21 protein-coding genes are annotated in these 21,439 nt (G+C 63.9%); 10 read left to right on the forward strand and 11 right to left on the reverse strand.

Annotated features, from left to right (window positions below; translation table 11 throughout):
* Positions 1–5: 5 nt before the first annotated feature.
* From CR492_RS06755 to CR492_RS06770, 4 genes are all read left to right on the forward strand, one after another.
* On the forward strand, positions 6–806 hold the full coding sequence (locus CR492_RS06755; protein WP_102842985.1) for an SDR family NAD(P)-dependent oxidoreductase: 801 nt from the start codon (positions 6–8) through the stop codon (positions 804–806).
* Between the two features lie 25 nt (positions 807–831).
* A complete protein-coding gene (locus CR492_RS06760) occupies positions 832–1,611 on the forward strand; it encodes a glutamine amidotransferase (protein WP_102842986.1) in 780 nt (259 codons plus the stop codon).
* Positions 1,612–1,818: 207 nt separating this feature from the next.
* The gene (locus CR492_RS06765; RefSeq protein WP_102842987.1) at positions 1,819–2,247 is read left to right on the forward strand and encodes a DUF3597 domain-containing protein; all 429 of its coding nucleotides are present in this window, start codon (positions 1,819–1,821) and stop codon (positions 2,245–2,247) included.
* A gap of 224 nt (positions 2,248–2,471) precedes the next feature.
* Positions 2,472–3,311: a formate/nitrite transporter family protein gene (locus tag CR492_RS06770; RefSeq protein WP_102843076.1), complete on the forward strand. Its 840-nt coding sequence runs from the start codon at positions 2,472–2,474 to the stop codon at positions 3,309–3,311.
* A 4-nt stretch (positions 3,312–3,315) separates the two neighbouring features.
* Here CR492_RS06770 and CR492_RS06775 read toward each other — a convergent pair whose 3' ends face one another.
* Entirely contained in the window at positions 3,316–4,179 is an 864-nt protein-coding gene (locus CR492_RS06775; protein ID WP_102842988.1) for a DMT family transporter, read from the reverse strand.
* Positions 4,180–4,282: 103 nt separating this feature from the next.
* On the opposite strand from CR492_RS06775, the gene CR492_RS06780 reads away from it, so the two are divergent.
* Positions 4,283–5,683 (forward strand): PLP-dependent aminotransferase family protein, encoded by a 1,401-nt coding sequence (locus CR492_RS06780; protein WP_102842989.1) that lies wholly within the window; start codon positions 4,283–4,285, stop codon positions 5,681–5,683.
* Positions 5,684–5,686: 3 nt separating this feature from the next.
* Here the strand turns inward: CR492_RS06780 and CR492_RS06785 are convergent, their stop codons facing one another.
* The 4 genes from CR492_RS06785 to dapF all read right to left on the reverse strand — a co-directional run bounded on the left by CR492_RS06785 (position 5,687) and on the right by dapF (position 9,137).
* Positions 5,687–6,631 carry a site-specific tyrosine recombinase XerD gene (locus CR492_RS06785; protein ID WP_102842990.1) on the reverse strand — a complete coding sequence of 315 codons (945 nt, stop codon included), beginning with the start codon at positions 6,629–6,631 and terminating at the stop codon, positions 5,687–5,689.
* A gap of 89 nt (positions 6,632–6,720) precedes the next feature.
* Positions 6,721–6,864, reverse strand: coding sequence for a histidine kinase (locus CR492_RS06790; RefSeq protein ID WP_102842991.1), 144 nt, complete (start codon positions 6,862–6,864; stop codon positions 6,721–6,723).
* Positions 6,865–6,969: 105 nt separating this feature from the next.
* Positions 6,970–8,253, reverse strand: a complete 1,284-nt coding sequence (gene mtaB, locus CR492_RS06795; protein WP_102842992.1) for a tRNA (N(6)-L-threonylcarbamoyladenosine(37)-C(2))-methylthiotransferase MtaB — start codon at positions 8,251–8,253, stop codon at positions 6,970–6,972.
* Between the two features lie 14 nt (positions 8,254–8,267).
* The gene (gene dapF, locus CR492_RS06800) at positions 8,268–9,137 is read right to left on the reverse strand and encodes a diaminopimelate epimerase (protein ID WP_102842993.1); all 870 of its coding nucleotides are present in this window, start codon (positions 9,135–9,137) and stop codon (positions 8,268–8,270) included.
* A gap of 176 nt (positions 9,138–9,313) precedes the next feature.
* Between dapF and CR492_RS06805 the strand changes: the two genes are divergently transcribed.
* Positions 9,314–10,039, forward strand: coding sequence for a GyrI-like domain-containing protein (locus tag CR492_RS06805; protein ID WP_102842994.1), 726 nt, complete (start codon positions 9,314–9,316; stop codon positions 10,037–10,039).
* 110 nt (positions 10,040–10,149) lie between these two features.
* On the opposite strand, the gene CR492_RS06810 is transcribed toward CR492_RS06805, so the two are convergent.
* Positions 10,150–11,181, reverse strand: coding sequence for an alpha/beta hydrolase (locus CR492_RS06810; protein ID WP_245411996.1), 1,032 nt, complete (start codon positions 11,179–11,181; stop codon positions 10,150–10,152).
* Between the two features lie 404 nt (positions 11,182–11,585).
* On the opposite strand from CR492_RS06810, the gene CR492_RS06815 reads away from it, so the two are divergent.
* Positions 11,586–12,470 (forward strand): AraC family transcriptional regulator, encoded by an 885-nt coding sequence (locus CR492_RS06815; RefSeq protein ID WP_102842996.1) that lies wholly within the window; start codon positions 11,586–11,588, stop codon positions 12,468–12,470.
* A 14-nt stretch (positions 12,471–12,484) separates the two neighbouring features.
* Here the strand turns inward: CR492_RS06815 and CR492_RS06820 are convergent, their stop codons facing one another.
* Positions 12,485–13,876 (reverse strand): GntP family permease, encoded by a 1,392-nt coding sequence (locus CR492_RS06820; RefSeq protein ID WP_102842997.1) that lies wholly within the window; start codon positions 13,874–13,876, stop codon positions 12,485–12,487.
* Positions 13,877–14,113: 237 nt separating this feature from the next.
* Between CR492_RS06820 and CR492_RS06825 the strand changes: the two genes are divergently transcribed.
* A complete protein-coding gene (locus tag CR492_RS06825; RefSeq protein WP_102842998.1) occupies positions 14,114–14,767 on the forward strand; it encodes a CoA transferase subunit A in 654 nt (217 codons plus the stop codon).
* The gene (locus CR492_RS06830; protein WP_102842999.1) at positions 14,767–15,432 is read left to right on the forward strand and encodes a 3-oxoacid CoA-transferase subunit B; all 666 of its coding nucleotides are present in this window, start codon (positions 14,767–14,769) and stop codon (positions 15,430–15,432) included. Before CR492_RS06825 ends, CR492_RS06830 begins: the two co-directional genes overlap by 1 nt.
* Positions 15,433–15,443: 11 nt before the next feature.
* On the opposite strand, the gene CR492_RS06835 is transcribed toward CR492_RS06830, so the two are convergent.
* Positions 15,444–16,262 carry a DUF3108 domain-containing protein gene (locus CR492_RS06835; protein ID WP_102843000.1) on the reverse strand — a complete coding sequence of 273 codons (819 nt, stop codon included), beginning with the start codon at positions 16,260–16,262 and terminating at the stop codon, positions 15,444–15,446.
* Between the two features lie 297 nt (positions 16,263–16,559).
* Here CR492_RS06835 and CR492_RS06840 point away from each other — a divergent pair, with 297 nt between their 5' ends.
* The gene (locus CR492_RS06840) at positions 16,560–17,330 is read left to right on the forward strand and encodes a protease inhibitor Inh/omp19 family protein (protein WP_102843001.1); all 771 of its coding nucleotides are present in this window, start codon (positions 16,560–16,562) and stop codon (positions 17,328–17,330) included.
* A gap of 17 nt (positions 17,331–17,347) precedes the next feature.
* Here the strand turns inward: CR492_RS06840 and pgi are convergent, their stop codons facing one another.
* From pgi to CR492_RS06855, 3 genes are all read right to left on the reverse strand, one after another.
* Entirely contained in the window at positions 17,348–18,997 is a 1,650-nt protein-coding gene (gene pgi / locus CR492_RS06845; RefSeq protein WP_102843002.1) for a glucose-6-phosphate isomerase, read from the reverse strand.
* Positions 18,998–19,163: 166 nt separating this feature from the next.
* Entirely contained in the window at positions 19,164–20,684 is a 1,521-nt protein-coding gene (locus tag CR492_RS06850; RefSeq protein ID WP_432431199.1) for an ammonium transporter, read from the reverse strand.
* A 35-nt stretch (positions 20,685–20,719) separates the two neighbouring features.
* Positions 20,720–21,058 (reverse strand): P-II family nitrogen regulator, encoded by a 339-nt coding sequence (locus CR492_RS06855; protein ID WP_102843003.1) that lies wholly within the window; start codon positions 21,056–21,058, stop codon positions 20,720–20,722.
* Positions 21,059–21,439 lie beyond the last annotated feature (381 nt).

Below are 21,439 nucleotides of genomic sequence, written 5' to 3' on the forward strand. Positions count from 1 at the left end.
AATGGATGCAAGCATCTGTGGACGGCCGGCGCGTGGCGCTGATCACAGGCGCCTCCGGCGGCATCGGCGCCGACCTTGCGCGGGTTTTCGCGCGCAACGGCCATGATCTCATGCTTGTCGCGCGTAGCGACGACAAGCTTGCAGCGCTCGCCGATGAGATCGAGGGCGCGACTGGGCGGCGGCCGCTCCGGCTGGCGCTCGACCTTTCCGGCCCGCAGGCCGCGGACGCCATCGAGGCCGCCCTGAAGGAAAGCGGCGCGCGCGTAGAAGTTCTCGTCAACAATGCCGGCTATGGGCTCAGCGGCGATGTCGGCGAACTTGGCGAAGCCGAACAATTGGGCGTTATCGACCTTAATATTCGCGTGTTGACGCAGCTTACCATTCGCTTTCTGCCCGATATCCGCGCCGCGCGCGGAAAAATTCTCAACGTCGCTTCCGTCGTTTCCTATTTTCCGGGCGGCCCCGGCATGGCGATCTATTACGCTTCAAAGGCCTATGTCCTGTCGTTTTCCCTGGGTCTGGCGCAGGAATTGCTCAGTGAGGGCGTGGTCGTGTCGGCGCTTTGCCCCGGCGTAACGCCGACCGGCTTTCAGGCCCGCGCCAAATTCGGCCCAGAGATCAGGCTCGACAAGATGCCGGCGACGAGTTCGATCGAGGTGGCTGAAGCCGGCTATAAGGGCCTTATGGCGGGGCGGCGGGAAATTATACCGGGCGGATTCAACAAATTGGGCGCATGGGCCTTGCCCTTCGCGCCAAAGCACATGATCCTGTCGTTGATTTCGCAAATGCAGCATCAACGCCGTTAATTCAGTCGATCCCTTTATGTGAGCGATGGCCGTAGCAGAGAAATCAGACCCACGGGTGCTTGTCATCCTGCATCAGCACTGTTCGAGCCCAGGCCGGATAGGCCGCATCCTGTGCGACCTCGGCTACCGTCTCGACATCCGGCGCCCCCGCTTTGACGACCCGCTGCCCAAGACGCTCGCCGACCATGCCGGGGTCGTCGTCTTCGGCGGCCCGATGAGCGCCAATGACGACGAAGACTGGATCTGCCGCGAGATCGACTGGATCGGCGTGCCTCTGAAGGAGGGCAAGCCGTTTCTCGGCATTTGTCTCGGCGCGCAGATGCTGGCGCGCCATCTTGGCCATCGCGTCTGCCCGCATCCCCAAGGGCGGGTCGAGGTCGGCTATTATCCGATCGATCCGACCGAACATGGCCATGAGCTTTGCGACCGCCCCTTCCCGGACAGGGTCTATCAGTGGCACCGCGAGGGATTCGATCTGCCGAGCGGGGCAACCCTCCTGGCGAGCGGTCAGGATTTCGAAGCGCAGGCTTTCCGTTATGGGCCGGAGGCGTTCGGCTTCCAGTTCCATCCGGAAGTCACCCTGCCGATGATCTGCCGCTGGTCGGCGCGCTCGCGCGAACGGCTGAATTTCCCCGGCGCGCGACCACTGCATCGCCATCTTGAGGGCTGGCTTCGGCACGACAGGGCCATCTCGCGCTGGTCGACGGCCTTCCTGCGCAGCTGGATCGAGGGCGCGCAGACGGCGCGCCCGCCGCAGATTTTCGTCCCCGGACAGGCCGGACCCGACGCCGCCGCCATGTCATAAAACAAAACTGGACGGCGGCCCTTTCCCTTACTACCACTCATCTGTCGGGAACTCCGGCGCCGAAAGCGAGCCGCTTCGCCGTCAAAATCGGCCGGCCGCCGCAGCCGACAGCGCTTCTCGCGCGTTCAACTAACTGCGCGCGACCGGGATTGTCATTTCTCCTCGCTCTCCTTTTCCCGCTTCGACACCGTCCAAGGAAAATGAATCATGAGCATCTTCGGCAATATCATCTCCAAATTATTTGGCCACTCCAAGGCCGAGGCGGCCCCCGCGACCCCGCCGGCGGGCGGAGCTCCGGCGGCGCCGACTCCAGGCGCGACGACCACCGCCGCTGCGCCCGCGGCGGGCGGAGCAGCGCCCGCGCCGACCGCTCTCAAGGACGTCGACGTCGCATCGATTCTTGACGGGCTCGTCGCCAAACAGGGGCAAAAACTCGACTGGCGCCATTCGATCGTCGATCTTCTGAAAACCCTCGACCTCGACAGCAGCCTCACCGCCCGTAAGGAGCTCGCCTCGGAACTGCATTATTCGGGCAGCACCGACGACACCGCGACGATGAATGTGTGGCTCATCAAGCAGGTGCTCGCCAAGCTTGCCGAAAACGGCGGCAAGCTGCCGGCCGATCTCGTCCACTGACCCTTCCGATCTCGGGCGGCGCATCGACGAGACGCGCCGCCTTCGCCGCCAGAATTTGACGCAAGTCCTGATTGAAATTGTTGCACTGTGTCAGGCTGTAGAGCGGCGGCCCGGCCTCGCCGAGACTTCTTGCCAAAAATGGCCGTGAAATTCCCTGCAGCGCAGGCGTCAGAGCGCTGATGGCGCGTCTCTTGCAAAAATTCCTCCCAAACCGGAGGCTTGCAATGGATTACGTCAAACCAGCCGACATGGCTCGGGCCATGGCCGACTCGGGAGCGCAGCGCGCCCGGCTCTCGATTCCCGATATGCTCATTCGCGGCATGATGGCGGGCGCCCTGCTCGGCATCGCAACCAGCCTCGCAATTACCGGCGCCGTGCAGACCGGAGTGCCCTTCGCGGGCGCGATCGTTTTTCCGGTCGGCTTTGTGATGATCGTCGCCCTCGGGCTCGAACTCTGCACCGGCAATTTCGCCATTCTTGGCGTTTCGGCGCTCAGCGGAGGCTGCAGCTGGGCGGAGGCTGGCCGCAACTGGACCTGGGGCTTTATCGGTAATCTGATCGGTAGCGTCCTCTACGCCTTCTTGCTCGTCATTGCGCTGACCAATGCCTGGAACGTCCCGCCGGCCGGCGTCGCGCAGAAAATCATCGACATCGCGACTCTGAAAACCGTCGGCTATGAGCCCTTCGGCGCCGCCGGCCTGCTGTCGAGCTTCGTCAAAGGCATGCTGTGCAACTGGATGGTCTGCCTTGGCGTCACCATGTCGATGATGTCGACCTCGACCGCCGGCAAATTGTTCGGCGCGTGGCTGCCGATCTTTATTTTCTTCGGACAGGGCTTCGAGCACGCCGTCGTCAATATGTTCGTGATCCCGGCCGGCATGATGCTCGGCGCGAAGGTCAGCTTCAGCGACTGGTGGCTGTGGAACCAGATCCCTGTCACGCTTGGCAATCTTGCCGGCGGGCTGTTGTTCATCGCTTTACCCTGGTACCTGACATTCCGTCCGGGCGGAGCCTCCGTGCGCGCGCTCGGCAAGGATGCGCCGCTGTCCGCGCCGGCGGAATAGCCCGCTATCTTGCGAAATGTCTGGCGCCGGCGACGCAGAGGCCGACGGCGCCGGTGACGACGATCATCGGCCAGCTCACGCTTTCATGCAGAAGCGCCGCGGCCAGCGCCATAGCGAAGAAGGGCTGCAGCAATTGCAATTGCGCGACAGCGGCAATGCCTCCCTGCGCCAGCCCCCGATACCAGAAGGCGAAGCCGATCAGCATGCTGAACAAGGACACATAGAAGAGGCCGATCCAGGCGGACGGCCCCGCCTCCGAAAATGAGGGCGGCGCGATGTAAAGCGTGAGCGCCGCCGTGACGGGCAGCGACAAGGCCAGCGCCCAGCAGATCACCTGCCAGCCGCCGAGCCGCCGCGACAGCGTCGCGCCTTCGGCGTAGCCAAGCCCGCCAGCAACCACGGCCGCGAGCATCAACAGATCGCCGATCGGCGACACGTCCCCGCCCTGCGTCAGCGCAAAGCCGGCGATGAGAGCGCTGCCGGCACAGGAAAACAGCCAAAACGCCCACCGCGGGCGCTCGCCGCCGCGCGCCACCGCGAAGATCGCCGTCGCCAAAGGCAGCAGGCCGACGAACACGACGGAATGCGCCGAGGTGACCTGCTTGAGCGCCAGCGCCGACAAAAGCGGGAAGCCGACAACGACGCCGAGCGCCACGATGCCAAGAGAGGCCATGTCGCGACGCTCAGGGCGCTTCTGCCGCAATGCGAGCAAGAGGGCGGTCGCCAGAAGGCCCGCGATCGACGCGCGCGCGGCGGTCAGAAACAGAGGATCGAAATCGGCGACAGCCGCGCGCGTCGCGGGCAGCGACCCGCTGAAAATCAGAACGCCGATGAACCCATTGGCCCATCCGCGTAAACTCTTGTCCATCGTCTCGCCTCCACCTGACGAGATTTACGCGGGGCCCTCTGGATTTTACAGGGACAGACCATTACACTTTTGCCAAACTGTAATGGAGATGGCGGCAGTACACATGGACGATCAGGCCGATTTCGCGGGTGACCGAAGGCTGGTGACGCGGGTGATGGAGTCCGTTCGGCAAAAGATCGCCGGACGCATGCTCGCGCCCGGGGCGAAGCTGCCCTCGATCCGCCGCTTTGCCGAAACGACGGGCGTGTCCAAATCGACCGTGGTCGAAGCCTATGACCGGCTCGCCGCCGAAGGGCTGATCCAGTCCCGGCGCGGCTCCGGCTTTTATGTCGGCGGCCGGACGGCGCCCTTGTCGCTCTCGGAGTTGAGTCCGCGGCTCGACCGCGCCATCGACCCTTTATGGGTTTCGCGGCAATCGCTCGAGACGGACGATTCGTTCTTGAAGCCCGGCTGCGGCTGGCTTCCCCCCTCGTGGATGCCTGAGGGCGCGATGCGCCGCGGTCTGAGGGCGCTGGCCCGGGCGGATGATTCGGCTTTGGCCGATTATGCCCCTCCCCTGGGGCTCTTGCCGCTGCGTCAGCTCCTGTCCCGTCGCATGTCAGAGCATGGCGTCGAGGCGGCGCCCGACCAGATCATGCTGACGGAATCGGGCACGCAGGCGATTGATCTTCTCTGCCGCTTCCTGATCGAACCGGGCGACGCCGTGCTGGTCGACGACCCCTGCTATTTCAACTTCCGCGCGCTGCTGCGGGCGCACCGGGCGAAGGTGGTCAGCGTCCCATTCACGCCGACAGGTCCGGACGTCGCGCTGTTCGCCGCAGCGCTGGCAGAGCACCGGCCGCGCCTCTACCTCACCAATTCGGCGCTGCATAATCCAACCGGCGCGACGCTGTCGCCCGTAACCGCGCACCGTCTGCTGAAGCTCGCGGAGCAGTCGGGACTGACGATCCTGGAAGACGACATTTTCGCTGATTTCGAGCATGAGCCGGCGCCGCGCCTCGCCGCTTTCGACGGCCTCAATCGCGTCGTTCATATCGGCAGTTTCTCAAAAACGCTCTCCGCGGCGGGACGCTGCGGCTTCATTGCTGCGCGGCGTGACTGGATCGAGGGGCTGATCGATCTCAAAATCTCGACCGCTTTCGCCGGCGGCGCCCTTTCGGCGGAGCTTGTTCTTGGCGTTCTCAAGGACGGAACCTATCGCAAGCATATCGACAGCCTGCGCGAGCGCCTCTCCCGCGCGATGGGCGAGACGAGCGCGCGCCTCGCCGCCCTTGGCGTTACGCCATGGATTCTGCCGCGGGCCGGCATGTTTCTTTGGTGCCGCCTGCCGGACGGACTTGAGGCGGCTGGCGTCGCGCAGCGGGCGCTCGCCGAAAACATCGTGCTCGCGCCGGGCAATGTCTTCAGCGTCTCGCAATCGGCCGGCAACTTTATGCGCTTCAATGTGGCGCAATCGGCGGACCCGCGCATTTACGCGGCGCTCGCCGCGGCGATGGGGAGGTAGGTTTTACGGATCGCCGAGCGGGTGCAGGTCGCGGACCATGGCTTTCATCCGCTCGTCGAGCACATGGGTATAGATCTGCGTCGTCGAAATATCGGCGTGTCCCAGCAGCTCCTGCACGACGCGAAGGTCCGCGCCATTTTGCAAAAGATGGCTCGCGAAGGCGTGGCGCAGCACATGCGGGCTGACGCGGGCCGCAGCGAGACCCGCCGCCGCCGCCGCCGTCTTGAGATCGCGGGCAAAAGCCTGGCGCGTCAGATGACCGCTCTCGCTGTCGGCCGGAAACAGCCACGGGCCGGAGGCCGCCCCGGGCATGAGCCTGTCCAACAGGGCGCGATAGGCCACGATCGCCTGACGCGCCTTCGTCGAGATCGGCGCCAACCTGTCGCGTCCGCCCTTGCCGCGGATCGGGATCAGGGGATCCTTCCCGCGCGCGATCGATTTCGGCAGCGAGACAAGCTCGGAGACGCGCAACCCGGTCGCATAGAGAAGTTCGATGAGGCAGGCCGTGCGCAACGCCCGCAACTGCTCGCCGGGGGAGCGTGCGGCAGCGTCAAGGCCCTCTTTCGAGACCGACAGCAGCTGGTCGACTTCGGCGATCGACAGCGTTTTTGGCAGGCCGCGGCCGCGCCGCGGGCCTTCGATGATCGCCGCCGGATCGTCGGGGCGATGGCCCTCGGCCACAAGGAAGCGGTGCAGCTGGCGGATCGCCGAGAGCTTCCGCGCGCTTGAGGCCGGCTTCAGGCCGCGTTTTTCGAGAGAGGCGATATAGGCGCCGATATCGTCGCCGGTCGCTTCGATCGGCGATTTTTTGGCCGCTTTGAGCCGGCCGGCATAATCGGCAAGGTCGCGCGCATAGGCTTCGAGCGTGTTCCTGGCGCCGCCCCGCTCGGCTGCGACCATGTCGAGGAAAGCCGCGATCAGGGGCGAGGAAACGCTTCCAGTCTGCATGCCCGCTCTCTCCTCATGGCCGCTTCAGCAGCGCGAGCTTGCCCCCGGATCGGTTCAGGAAAAGATAATTGCGCAGCAAAAGCTCCGCGTCATTTGTTGAGGCGCTGCGGCGCAATGGTCTGGCTGATCTCGCGCGGCTCCGGGTGAATGAAAGCGACCAGCGCCAGCATGCCGCCAAAAATGACGCCTGCGATGAGCGCGAGCACGATGAGAAAGCGAAACAGACTAGGCAATGCGACCCCCGGCGACGCCAAAGCATGAAGCCGAAAGCTTGTAGACGTTTCGGATGAAAATCATGCGTGAAATATGGGCTTAAGCAGCAAGAAGACGCGCAATTATCAAACGAGCGCGGCGAAGGCGCCCTCGGCGCGCGCCGGCCGCCCGCCGGGCAAAACGGCGCCCGACACCGATTTGCCGTCATCGCGCGCGATGCGGATATCGAGCATCTGCGCCGGCGCCGCGCCTTCCGTCTTCACCAGCGTAAAATCCGCGGCGCGGCCAAAACCGCCGCGCTCTGTCAGCACGCGCACGGTTGCTCCGATTTTTGTCGCATGATGGCGCGCCAGCGCCGTCTCGCCGGCCAGACGCAGGCGGCCGGCGCGCTGCTTGACGAGCGCCGGGGCGACAGCGGGCATCTTCGCCGCCGGCGTCCCGGGCCGGGGCGAAAACGGAAAGACATGCAGATAGGCAAGGCCGCAATCTTCGATGAGGCGCGCGGTATTTTCGAACATCGCATCCGTTTCTGTCGGAAAGCCGGCGATGAGGTCGGCGCCGAAGACGATGTCGGGGCGCAGGCGCTTGAGGTCGGCGCAGAGGCGGACGGCGTCCGCGCGCAAATGGCGCCGCTTCATCCGCTTCAAGATCATGTCATCGCCCGCCTGCAGCGAAAGATGCAGATGCGGCGCGAGTCGTGGCTCCTCGGCGAAAGCGGCGAAGAGATCGGCGTCCGCCTCGATGCAGTCGATCGAGGAGAGGCGCAGCCGTTCGAGATCGGGAGCGGCTTTCAGGATCGCCTTGACGAGGCCGCCGAGGCGGATGTCGCCGAGATCCTGACCGTAAGACGTCAAATCGACGCCGGTCAGCACGATCTCGCGAAAGCCCTGATCGGTCAGACGGCGCACAGAGGCGAGGATCGCCTCGGCCGGAGAGGAGCGCGACGGTCCGCGCGCGAAGGGAATGATGCAGAACGTGCAGCGGTGATCGCAGCCGGTCTGGACAGCCAGAAAAGCGCGGGTGTGGTCCTCAACGCCCTCGGCCGGGATGTGCAGCGGACCCGCGGCGTCCATGATGCTCTGCGGCGGAGCCGGCTGAAGCGAAGCCCAGGCTGCGGCGTCCGACTTGTGCGCATTGCCTAAAACCCGCGACACCTCGGGCATTTGCGAAAACTGCCACGGATCGATCTCGGCGGCGCAGCCGGTGACGACGATCTCGGCGGACGGGCGTTCGCGCCGGATGCGGCGGATCGTCTGGCGCGCCTGACGGACCGCCTCGCCGGTGACGGCGCATGTATTGACGATGACGAGATTTTCGCGGCCCGCACATTCCGCGGCGCGACGCATGGCTTCGGATTCGACGAGATTGAGCCGGCAGCCGAAACTTGCGACCTCGACGGCGCGAACCATCTCGCGGGGTTGGCTCACGCGGCGACGTCCGCGAAAATCGCGGGGTCGAGCCGGGTCTCGAATTCGAATTCGACCGGCCCGGTCATGATGACCATATCGTCGCTCTCGCGCCAAAAAATATCCAATTCGCCGCCGGGCAACGCGACGGTCGCGCGCCGGCCGGCAAGGCCAAGGCGCGCGGCGGCGACCAGCGCCGCGCAGGCGGCCGAGCCGCAGGCGCGGGTCAGGCCGACGCCACGCTCCCAGACTTTCAGCTCGATGCGCTCGGGCGAGACGACGCGCGCCAGCGAAATATTGGCGCGCTCGGGAAACAGCGCATCATGTTCAAGCGCGGGGCCGATCGCGGCAAGATCATAGGCGCTGATATCGTCGACGAAGAAGATCGCGTGCGGATTGCCCATGTTGACCACCGCCGGATTTTTCAGGATCGGCGCGTCCGCCGGTCCGAACGCAAGGTCGATCGCGCTTGTGTCGGCAAAGTCGCGGGCGAGCGGGATCTCGGCGGCCTTCAGCCGGGGGCGCCCCATCTCGACCGAAAAAACCTGCTCGCTGACGCGGCGGCAGACGAGGCGACCCGCCGCCGTCTCGACGATGATTTCGTCCCGGGCGTCCTTCAGCAAGGCCCAGGCGACGCAGCGTGTGCCATTGCCGCAGGCGGAGGATTGCGACCCATCGGCGTTGAAAATAGTGACAAAGGCTTTAGTCCCCTCCGAGCGCGGGTCTTCCAGGACCATCAGCTGATCGAAGCCGAGACCTTTCGTCCTTGCAATTGCGCGCACCTGCGCGCCCGTGACGCCGGCGCCGGCGCCGCGCAGATCGAGGATCAAGATCTCATTGCCTATGCCGTTCATCTTGACGGCGAGCCGGTCGGCCAGGGGATTCATGTGCGCGCTTCATCTGTGGGCGTTCTGCCTCATATAAGAAAATAAGGAGCGCGGAACCATTGTTTTGTCGCTTTAGCGCGTTCTTTATCCAATAAGCTCCCCTTATAAGTCCTCTTGCCGCTGCTCTTCGCCGGGCAGAAGGCGCGGCGGCGACAGTCTGACTTTTGGAGCGGCATATGAAATTTGGCGACTTCGCAGAACTGACGTCTTCGTTTTCGCGCCGCCTCGCCCGCGCCGCGATTGCGCTTGCTTTCCTCGCCCTTTTTGCCGCGCCCGCCGCCGCCGAAGCGCCAACGACAACGCCTCCCGCAACTGAAGCCGCGCCCCCCGCAACGCCTGAGGCCTCGCCCGTCGCCCCCGAATCAGCAGCCCCTGACGCGACCGTGCCCGAGCCGGACCAGAAGGCTGCGCCCGGCGCTCCGGGCGTCCCCGGCGACGCCACCGCCGAAACGGTCGAGGTGACGTCAAAACCCGTCGCTCTGCTGGTCGGCGACGCGGAATGGGCGGAAGGGTTCAAATCCATCCTCGCCGCGCTCGACAAGGCGCAGCAGGCGGTCAAAACCGCCGGGCTGAAGCAAGCGGGCCCGCCCTTCGCGGTGTTTTTGTCGACCGACGACACCAGCTTCCATTTCGAGGCGATGGTTCCGATCGAGTCGAAGCCAGACGGCAAGACCGAGCTGACCGAGGGGGTCAAGATTGGCGACTCGCCGGCCGGCAAGGCAATCAAATTTTTGCATCGCGGCGCCTATGACGACATCGATTCAACCTACGATCTCATCACCGCCTATCTCGACGAGAAGGGCCTCGATTCCAAGAACCTCTTCATCGAGGAATATCTGACCCCGACCCGCGAAAGCGACGACGCAGGGCTTGAGGCGGATATTTATGTGTTTTTGAAATAGGGTTTATCTGAGCGGTTCTGCCCCCTCGGCGGCTGCTCCCGTTGCTTTACGTTTACGCGCCAAAGCAATAGCCCTGCGCCGCCGCGAGCGGGCAGGGCTTTTGTTCGTGATCAGTGATGATCTCGCCAGCCGTGATCGTCGTCGTTCACATATCCGTCCAGCTTCGCCTTCTTCAGGAACTTGTCGAGCAGCCCGGCGACCTTGTCATTGTCCATGTCGGCGAAGGGAATATGCGTGCTGCCTTTGAGGCCGGCATCGTCCCCCAGCTTGAGGACTTCCGCGTGCCCGCCGTATTTGTTGATGAGCTTGGCGCACAGGCGGGACTGAGCAACATAGGTGAAGGTTTCAGCCCGGTGGTCGCCCCACACGAACTGGATCGATTTGAGCTTTGCCAGCTTCTTGAACTCCGCCAGCGGAACGCCGAGGGGTCCGAAGGCGCAGGCCGGCCCCGGATCCGTGCAGAGATTGGCGGGGCTCTCGGGGTCGCCAATGGGGAACACATATCCGATGCTTTCGTAGGTGACGATGCCCTTGATGTTGTCCTTCTGGCTCTTGCCCGTCGTCTTCATCGCGCGAAGCCCGCCCGCGGAATTGGTGAGGTAAACGATGCTGTTGCCCAATTTGCCGGAGTCGGCGGCTATGGCCGCCGCATCCGTCTCGATCTCGATATTCCTCTCTATGTCGAACTCGTCATAGCGCGAGGCCGTCGCAGCCGGCCATGCCTGTGGATTGGTCGTTGGAAACTGCACGTCTGGCCACCATTCCGCCGCCGTCGGCAATAATCCGACCGGAACCGCTGGCCCCATGTTCCATGCGGTGAAATTACCTTGATCGCGCGAGGACGGCGTGTAGGTGATCGACTCACAGCTCCAGTTTGCGCGGCCGACGCGCGGACCGTCCCACAAGTAGACGGGGTAATCGCGGCGCAGGAACATGTCCTTGTAGCCTTCGCCGCCATCCCAGCGATTCTGCCACACCTGCGTGCTTGAGCTGTGCCACATGACGAGGCTCGTCTTGCGCGGATTTGCCGGCAGAAAATATTCAACATAGCCGTGATCGCACGATAGCGTCCGATTGGGAGTCGCCGGATTGATGGGAACCACCTTGCCGCCGATGACGAACCCGCCCGACCTGTCGAGCACGATGGGCTCCTTGCGAGAATCGTGGGCTAGCGCGCCGCTTGTTGCTGCGCTGAGCAGGAGCGCGGCTAACGAACAATAATTCATCAGTCCCCGAGGACAGGATTTCGAAAGTACATTATTATCGTTGTACATTAGTTCCCCCCATTTTTGCTTTTGCCGACGAGCATTTTCGATCTTTGCCGAAAACTGAATTGGGCCCGTCACGACGAATGCTAGAGGTGGACGTGGCAGGAGACTACCATGATCCTGCTCATTTGCGCATGATCCGGCACGAACGCATAAAATTCGCAATCGTGGCTCGATCTCACCGCCGTTTGGACCGGCGGCCCCAACGATGGAAGTCTTGACAGGCGATCACAAAAGCGTGAACGATTGCCGGCCCTCTCTGAGGACTGGAGCTGTCAATGAGCTCGACCCGAATTCATCTGATCTCGCAAGGACGACGCGCGCCCTTTTTCCGAACGCCCGATTTGATGAGCGCCGATCACCCCTGGGCCGGCTTTAGTTTCGAAGAGGCGAATACGCCGGGCGAGCCGATGGCGAGCCATTCCTGGTCAAAGACCACACTATTGTACGTCACAGGCGGTCAGGGTTCGTTGCGTTGGAAGCACCGAGGCGTTTGGAGCGTTGATCCCATCGCGCCCGGAACCGTGTCTATCGTACGTCGCGACGTTGAGATCCAGTCGGCGGCGCCGAGCGGCGCATTTCCAATAATGGTGCTGCAGCTCGACAGCTCCAGACTGCAGGATCTTGCGCCCGCTCAAGTGCTGGCAATCGATAAGGTATTGAATTCTGCGCAGGTGACGCGCGATTTTCGGCTTGCCGCGCTGTTGTCCGCCATGTGCGCGGAAGTCAAAGATGGTTGCGCTTCCGGCAGGCTCTACGGAGAATCCATCTCTGTCGCATTCCTTGCGTATCTCGCTGGCAGATACGCTACCCCTTCGCTCCCTGCTGGTTGCGAGAAATGCCTGTCGCCGGCTGAGATACGGACGCTGGTCGGCTTCATCCGAGAGAATTTGGCCAGGAACATCTCGGTAACGGAACTCGCCGGGCTGGTGCAGATGCGTCCCTCTCGCTTTGCGCATATGTTCAAGGCTTCGTTCGGGGTGTCGCCTTATCAATTTGTCATGCGGGAACGGGTTGCGGGAGCGAAGGACCTGTTTGCGAGCGCGAAGCTGTCAGCAAGCCGGGTGGCCACGGAAATCGGCTTTTCGAGTCAAAGTCACTTCGTGAAGGTCTTCCGCCAGTTCACGGGCGTCACGCCGAAGCAGTACCGGGCCGGCCTCTAACAAATGTGCCCGGCTTAATAAATCCCCGTCAAATAATAGAACCCGATCACCACAAACACGGCCGTTGTCTTCAGCACGGTCACCGCAAAAATATCGATGTAGGACGTTTTATGCGTCAGCCCTGTCACGGCGAGGACCGTGATGACCGCCCCATTGTGCGGCAGCGTGTCCATTCCCCCGCTCGCCATGGCGGCGACGCGGTGGAGCACTTCCATCGGGATATGCGCCGCCTCCGCCGCGGCAATAAACTGCTTCGACATGGCGGCGAGCGCGATGGATAGACCGCCCGAGGCCGATCCCGTTATGCCGGCGAGCGTCGAGACGCTGACGGCGACCTTGACCAGCGGATCGCCAATCTGCGCCAGCACGTCGCGGATCGTGATGAAGCCCGGCAGCGCCGCGATCACGGCGCCAAAGCCATATTCGGAGGCCGTGTTCATGCCGGCGAGAAGCGCGCCAGCGACGGCCGCCTTCGACCCTTCCGCGAATTTGGCGGAAACACGCCGAAAGGCGAAGGCGAACACCGTCAGAATGCCGGCGATCAGCGCGCCCTGCACGGCCCAGATCGCCGTCAGCGCGTTGACGTTGGCGGTTACGGGCGCGGCCATGCCGGCCAGCTGGACATGCTGCTCGGCCCCATAAAAAGCGCCGATCAGCGAGGTCAGCGCGCGATTGCCCAAAAACACCACAAGCAAAGGCGCCAGCGCAATCATGGGATGGACCAGCGCGCCTTTTTCAGCCGCCTCCGGCTCGTTGATATGATTCTGGCCATATCCCTCGCCCGCCGCAACCGCCTGACGGCGGCGCCATTCGAGCCAGGCGAGGCCGCTCGCCAGAATGAAGGCCGAGCCGATGAGGCCGAGGACCGGCGCGGCCCATGTCGTCGTTTGAAAAAAGGTGGTCGGGATGATGTTCTGGATCTGTGGCGTGCCGGGCAGAGCGTCCATCGTGAAGCTGAACGCGCCGAGCGCGATCGTGCCCGGAATGAGCCGCTTCGGGATGGCGCTCTGCCGGAACATTTCAGCGGCAAACGGATAGGCGGCGAAGACGACGACGAACAGCGAAACGCCGCCATAGGTCAGGATGGCGCAGACGAGAACGATCGATAAAATCGCCCTGCTTTTGCCGACGACGCCGATCACCGCGCTGACGATCGATTGCGAGAAGCCGGAGAGTTCGATCACCTTGCCGAAAATGGCGCCAAGCAGAAACACGGGAAAATAGAGCTTTAGAAACCCGACCATCTTCTCCATGAACAGCGAGGTGAAAATGGTTGGAACGGCCGAGGGATCGGTGACCAGCACCGCCAGCATGGCGGCGATCGGCGCGAACAAAATGACGCTGAAGCCGCGATAGGCGACGAACATCAAAAAGATCAGCGCGGCGAGCGCGATCAGAAAATCCATGGGCTCGTTTCCCCGCTGCAGGCGCACCGCCTGCTTGCAACTTTGTGCGCAGCTTTGAACTGGCGCCCGATTCAGCGCCAGCCCGGGCCAAACCGCGTTTTTCAAGCCTAGCTTCGGCAAGTCTGTTGTCAAACATGCGACGGCGTCATAACAACTTTGCGGCGCACTCCTTGCAGGACAACTGCTCGGCTTGGCAAAAAACGATCGGAAGGGGCGAGACATGAACGCCGCAGCCGCATGAAACGCGCCATTTCGCCGTCCGCCGCCGCCGCCCTCATCCCGGACGGCGCGACGATCATGATCGGCGGCTTCATGGCGGTCGGCTCGCCGCATCGCCTGATCGACGCGCTCGTCGCGGCCGACAAGCGCGATCTGACGATCATCGCCAATGACACCGGTCTGCCCGGCATCGGCATCGGCAAGCTCATCGCCGCCGGCTGCGTCTCCAGGGTGATCGCCTCGCATATCGGGCTGAACCCGCAAACCCAGAAGGCGATGATCGCCGGCGAGATCGCGGTGGAGCTGGTTCCGCAGGGGACCCTTGCCGAGCGCATCCGCGCCGCCGGCTACGGCCTCGGCGGCGTGCTCACCAAGACGGGGCTTGGAACCCTTGCGGCCGAGGGCCAAAAGATCATCGAGATCGACGGCGAGCCCTGGCTCTACGCGCCGCCGCTGTTCGCCGATTTCGCCCTCGTCGCGGCCGAGCGCGCGGACTACAACGGCAATCTGTCCTATCAGCTGACGGCGACGAACTTCAATCCGGTGATGGCCATGGCCGGCCGCATCGTCATCTGCGAGCCGCGCGAAATTCTTCCCATCGGCGCTGTCCCGCCCGACAGCGTCAACACGCCGGGCGTGCTGGTCGATCATCTCATCGAGAGGGCGGTCTGATGAAGCCGGACGAAATCATCCAGCGCCGCGTCGCGCGCGAATTGCACCCCGGCACGCTCGTCAATCTCGGCATCGGCCTGCCGACCGGCGTGTCCCAATTCATCTCGCCGCATGACGGGATTTTATTCCAGTCGGAGAACGGCATCGTCGGAATGGGCGCGCGCCCGCCCGAAGGCATGGAATATGCCCAGTTGACTGACGCCGGCGGCAGCTTCGTCACCGCCGTGCCGGGCGCCGCGACCGTGGACAGCGCGACGTCTTTCGGCCTCATCCGCGGCGGCCATCTCGACGCGACCGTGCTCGGCGGCCTTGAGGTCGATGAGCAGGGACGGCTCGCCAACTGGATGGTGCCAGGCAAGATGGTGCCGGGCATGGGCGGGGCGATGGATCTTGTGACGGGCGCAAGGCGCGTGATCGTCGCCATGCAGCACACGGCGCGCGGGCGCCCCAAGATCGTGCCGCATTGTACGCTGCCGCTGACCTCGACGCGCCGCGTCACGCTGATCGTCACCGATATGGCCGTGATCGAGCCGACGCTGGACGGCCTTGTCTTGCGCGAGCGCGCGCCGGGCGTCACGGTCGCGGAGATTCTTGAGGCGACGACGGCGCGCATGACCGTGCCGGAGGATGTTCCGGAAATGGATATTCGCGCGGCGGCCGGCTGACGACGATCAGGTTAGTGCGTCGTGGCGGTGACGTCGCTTGCGTCGACCGAAAATTCCACGGCTTCGATGACAGCGTTGCCGGCCAGCGTCATCAGCGCGACGCGGAGCGGCGCGACGACGTGAGCATGCTCGATCGGCGCAAGCCAAACCTCGATCTGGCGGTTGTCCGCCATGAAGCGCGTCGAGCGCGAATCGCGCTTGTGGCCAGCGATGGGCGTATAGCGCGCCGCACAGACGGAGACGGGCCCGGAATAGCCCGCCATGTCGACATTGCGCGAGCCGACATAGAACAGCGTGACGTCGAACCGCAAATAGCCGTCGAAAACAGGAATTTTACGGTTGCAGGCGGCGGGGCCGACCAGCGGCTGCCCCGGCGGCACACTCATGATGAAGGCGCTGGTCGGATCGAGAACATTGCGTCTATTGGCGTCAGTAACGGGGACGCGGCCCTCTTTGTCGTCCCAGGGCGGGGTGATGTTGAGCGATTTGACCGAGCCGCCGCTGAGCGCCATGCGCACCGTCCGCGTCTCGCGCGAATTGGCCGCGGTCGTTACATAGGTCGCGGGCGAGATCACGCCGCCCTGCACCGAGCCCGTCGAACTCAGGGCCATTTTGACATCCGCCACCATCGCCGCGACGCCGGTCAGCCGCGCGTTGAAATCGATCCGGTACTTGCTGGAGTCGAACGAACTGACGGCCGCGACCTCGCCGATATGCAGGCCGACGAGGCTTACCGCATAGCGCGCGCGCACCGTCTCGGCCCGCGGCGACGTCAGGCCGGAGGCAATTAATGCGAGCGTCGCGAAGGCGAGGCCGGATTGGCGAATCAAAAGTGGTCTCCCGGCCTCCGCAGGCGATCCAGTCCGAATCGGCGGCGCAAGCCCAAAATCTCTAGCGCGCTTTCCGGCCGGATGGAATCAGCAAGCGATCACGAAATCGCGCCCATCCTGCGGTCCGGCGCATGTTCGGCGCGAATATCGGCAATTTTTAGCAGCCGGATAATCTCTCACCGGATTTCGCTGGCAAGATTGGCGCAGCGCCGATTTTCCTTATAAGGTTTGCTCCTTGACCTTCGCCGCTTTGAGTCGCCCGCCACCACGTCAAACCCTAAAACCCCCGAGCGATCCATGCGACTGCACCTCGCGCCTCCTGCGACCGCCCGGTTGACGGCGGCGAAAATCCTCCTGGCGATTGCCCTCTGCGTCGCCTCGGGCGCGCGGCTCGCCGCCGCGACGCTCGACAATCCCGACGCCCTGCTCGGACAGTGGGATCTCACGCTTGAGGGCAGCAACAAGGCCTGTCGGCTGACGTTCCGCGCCGAGCGCGTGCGCGGCGGCTATTATCTCGGCCTGCCGGCGGGCTGCCGGCGCGCTGTCGCGCCTCTCGCCAACGCCGCCGCCTGGAGCCTGCCGGGGGGAGAGCATCTCATCATCGGCGACGTCGTCGGCGCCCCCCTTCTCGATTTCGCCTTGCAGCCGGATGGCGCTCTTGCCGCGATTTCTCCGGCCGGCGAAAACTATAAGCTCACCTTCGCCGCTGCCGCGCCCGCGGCGACGCCCGCGCCCGCTTCCGCCGCAAACCCGGCCGCGACGCGCCCGGGCGCCGCCAAGACGGCGCCGCGCCTGGGGGAAATCCCCGGCCGCTACGCCGTGCTGCGCGACGGCGGCCGCGACACCGGCTGCATGGTGACGCTGGATGCTTCGACAAAAGCGTTTTTGGCGCCGGCCTGCCGCGATCAGGGCATCGTTACCTTCGATCCCGTCGGCTGGCGCCTCGCCGGCTCGCGCCTTGTGCTCGTCGCACGCAAGGGCCACACGACGCAGCTCGATCTGCAACCGGACGGAACCTTCGTGAAGGATGCGGCGCTTGGCAAGAATCTGGGCCTGAAAAAGCTTTAAGCCCGCGCCGACGCCGCCTAGGCCCCTGCGCGGCGCGCCCGCGCCGCCTTCACCAGCCCGGCTGTCGAAGCGTCGAGCGCTTCCGTTGACGCCGAATCATCTCCAACGATCGGCGCTAGCTTTTGCGCGAGCTCCTTGCCGAGTTCGACGCCCCATTGGTCGAAGGAGTTGATGTCCCAGATCACGCCCTGAACAAAGATCTTGTGCTCATAGAGCGCGATCAGCCGCCCGAGCGTGCGCGGCGTCAGCGCCGTGTAAAGCAAGGTGCTCGACGGCCGGTCGCCGTCAAAAACCTTATGCGGCGCAAGCGCCGCAATCGCCTCGGGCCCGAGCCCCTGCGCCGCAAGCTGCGCCGAAACTGCTTCCAGCGGGCGGCCCTGCATCAGCGCCTGGCTTTGGGCGAGGCAATTGGCGAACAAGATCCGGTGATGCGTTTCGTCGGCGGCGGTCGGCTTTGCCGCGACGAGAAAATCGACCGGAACAATCTGCGTGCCCTGGTGCAGCAGCTGAAAAAAGGCGTGCTGGCCATTTGTGCCGGGTTCGCCCCAGACCACCGGCGCGGTCTCATAGGCGACGCGGGCGCCAGACAAATCGACCGATTTGCCGTTCGATTCCATATCGAGCTGCTGCAAATAGGCCGGAAAGCGCGCTAGACGCTGATCGTAGGGAATCACCGCCTGCGTCGCATAGCCGAAGACATTGCGATAGAGCACGCCGATCAGCGCCATCAGCACCGGGATGTTGCGGTCGAGGGGCGCCTCACGAAAATGGCGGTCGATGTCCTCGCCGCCGCGCAAAAACGCCTCAAAATTGTCGCGGCCAATGCCGATCGCCAGCGAAAGCCCGATCGACGACCAGATGGAATAGCGCCCGCCGACCCAGTCCCAGAAGCCGAACACGCGATCGCTTTGGACGCCAAAGGCGGCGACCCTGTCGAGCTGCGTCGACACGGCGCAGAAATGGCTGGCGATCGCCTCCGGCCCGAGTCTTTCCGCCACATAGGCGCGCGCGCTCGCGGCGTTGGTCATCGTCTCGAGCGTCGTGAAGGTTTTGGAACAGACGATAAAGAGCGTGGTCTCGACCGGCGTATCCCGCATCGTGTCGGCGAAATCGGCGCCGTCGACATTGGCGACGAAATGCAGCCTCAGATGATCGGCGATAAAAGGCGAGAGCGCGCGAGCGGCCATGGCCGGCCCGAGATCGGAGCCGCCGATGCCGAAATTGACGATGTCGGTAAAGCGGGCGCCATTGGCCGCTCTGATCTTCCCGCTCCTTACGGCTTCGGCGAAGCCAAGGAGCTTTTCCCGCTCCGTCGCGACCATCGCCGCCACATCCTCGCCCGCCGCGCGCATTGGCGCGCCGGACAGATTGCGCAGGGCCATGTGCAAGGCCGCGCGCCGCTCGGTGCTGTTGACGAGATCGCCGTTGAGCAGAGCCGCTCGGCGCGGCTCGATTTCCGCCGCGCGGGTGAGATCGAGCAGCAGCCGCAGCGTCTCGGCGTCGAGCCGATTCTTCGAGAAATCATACAGAAGATCGTCAAAACACGCGTGGAAGCGATCGAACCGCCGCGGATCGGCGGCAAAGAGATCGGCAATTTTCGGGGCGCCGCTCCGACGCGCGTAAGCGTCCAGCGCGGCGAAAGCGTTTGCGACCTTGCTGCGGTCCATGGGCTGGCCTTGGGAAAGCGACGGCCGATCATCTAGCGTAAAGCGGCTGCGAAGCAAAGTTGGCTGCGCGCCGGCTTTTACGATGCTCCGGAGGGCGGCGGAAAAAAACCGCCGGACCTTTCGATCCGGCGGCCGATATTTGCGCAGTTTGCGGCGGCGCGTCGGCTTATGGGTTGTAAGCGCGCTCGCCGTGCGAGGTGATGTCGAGGCCCTCGAGCTCGGCGTCCTTCTTCACCCGCAGTCCCATCACAAGATCGACGAGCTTGTAGAGAATGAAGGATCCGATGCCCGAGTAGAGCAGCGTGAAGCTGACGGCCTTCAGCTGGGTCATGACCTGAGTGGCCATGTCATAGGCGCCCGCCGAGGCTTCGCCCGGCTTGATCGTGTAGTCGGTGAGGCCGACGCCGCCGAGCGCCGGGGCGACGAGAAAGCCCGTGGCGATGGCGCCGACGATGCCGCCGACGCAATGCACGCCGAAGACGTCGAGGGAGTCGTCATAGCCGCCCCATTTCTTCACATAGTCGACGAAGAAGAAGCAGATCGCTCCAACGGCGAGGCCAAGCACCACCGAACCCATCGGTCCCGCAAAGCCCGACGCGGGCGTTACGGCGACAAGACCCGCGACGGCGCCGGAAATAATGCCCAGCAGCGACGGCTTGCCCTTCAACGCCCATTCCACGAGCATCCATGACAGCGTCGCGGCCGACGTCGCGACGAAGGTGTTGACGAAGGCAAGAGCCGTCGTGCCGTTCGATTCGAGATTGGAGCCGGCGTTGAAGCCGAACCAGCCGACCCACAGAAGGGAGGCGCCGATCATCGACATGGTCACCGAATGGGGCGGCCCAACTTCGCGCGGGAAGCCGATCCGCTTGCCCATGACAAGGCAGCCGACAAAGCCGGCGATGCCCGCGTTGATGTGCACGACCGTGCCGCCCGCGAAATCGAGAGCGCCAAGCTGGAAGAGGAAGCCGGCGTTGGCGTTCACCGCGTCAAGATTTGCCTGCGCGGTCGCCTTGGCGGCGTCGTCAGTAGCGGCGGCGAGAGCCTTGGCGGCTTCGGCGACGACATCCGGGCCGGCCCAATACCAGACCGCATGCGCGATCGGGAAATAAATGAAGGTCACCCACAGCGTGATGAACACGAGCAGCGAGGAGAATTTGATGCGTTCGGCGAAGGAGCCGATGATCAGCGCTGGCGTGATGCAGGCGAAGGTCATCTGGAACGCCATATAGACGAATTCAGGAATGACGACGCCGTTGGAGAATGTTGCGGCGTTTGACGACGCATCCATGCCCTTCAGGAAGGCGCGGCTGAAACCGCCGAAGAAAGCGTTCCAGTTCACGCCGAACAGCGGGAACGGCGTGCTCGACCCTTCGGTAAAGGCGAGCGAATAGCCGTAGACAACCCAGATGATCGACACGAGCGCAACGATCGCGAAGACTTGCGAGAGCACCGACGCCATGTTCTTGGTGCGCACCAAGCCGCCGTAGAAAAGCGCGAGGCCTGGCACCGACATCATCAGCACGAGGGCGGTCGAGACCAACATCCAGGCGGTGTCGCCCTTGTTCGGCACGGGCGCAGGGGCGGCGGCGGCGGTCTGCGCAAAGGCAAGGCCCGCGGCGGCGCCTGCTAGCAGCAGCCCTAGCCCTACCGAGCGGGCTCGGATCGGTGGAAACGCAAATCTCATCATATACTCCTGAGAAGCTGGGAATTTTTCAAGGATCAAAGGGCGTCGAGGTCGCGTTCGCCGGTACGGATACGAACCGCCTGATCGAGCCCGCTGACGAAGATTTTTCCGTCTCCGATCTGGCCCGTTCGCGCCGCCGCTGCAATCGCATCGACCGTCGCTGCGACGAGGTCTGGCGCGATTGCAACTTCAACTTTCAGCTTTGGCAGGAAACTCACCGCATATTCGGCGCCCCGGTAGATTTCCGTGTGACCCTTCTGACGTCCGTATCCCTTGACCTCGGTCACTGTCATGCCATGCACGCCAAGGGTGGTCAGAGCGTCGCGCACTTCGTCCAGCTTGAACGGCTTTATGATCGCAACAACGATTTTCATGTGTATTTTTCCCGTTTGCGCCAACCTGAGAGCCGTTGAGTCAGCCCGTGAGTCGCCCCCCACCAACCAGCTCGGGCGCGGTTCAGGCGCGTCCTTGCCGGCCGTGCTTAGCAAGCGCCGGGCCTTTCGTCCGCTTTCGCTGCGTTTTTTTGCGGGAAAGCGATTATTTGTCACGAATTGGCTGGCGCTCGCTCACTACGGCGCTGCTTGCGCCAGTCGGGCGGCCCAGCGCGGCAAAAGCCGCGCTCCAGCCGAACGCGGCCAACCCGCGCTCTTGCGCGAATTCCGCCTGGCAGATAGCCTGGATGCCTAATATTCAGGCAATATAGCGTGCGCTGCGAAATCGGCCGGCTCGCGACAACGTGAACGACTTTGCCAAAA

Source organism: Methylocella silvestris, assembly GCF_002891535.1.
Lineage (GTDB): Bacteria > Pseudomonadota > Alphaproteobacteria > Rhizobiales > Beijerinckiaceae > Methylocapsa > Methylocapsa silvestris_A.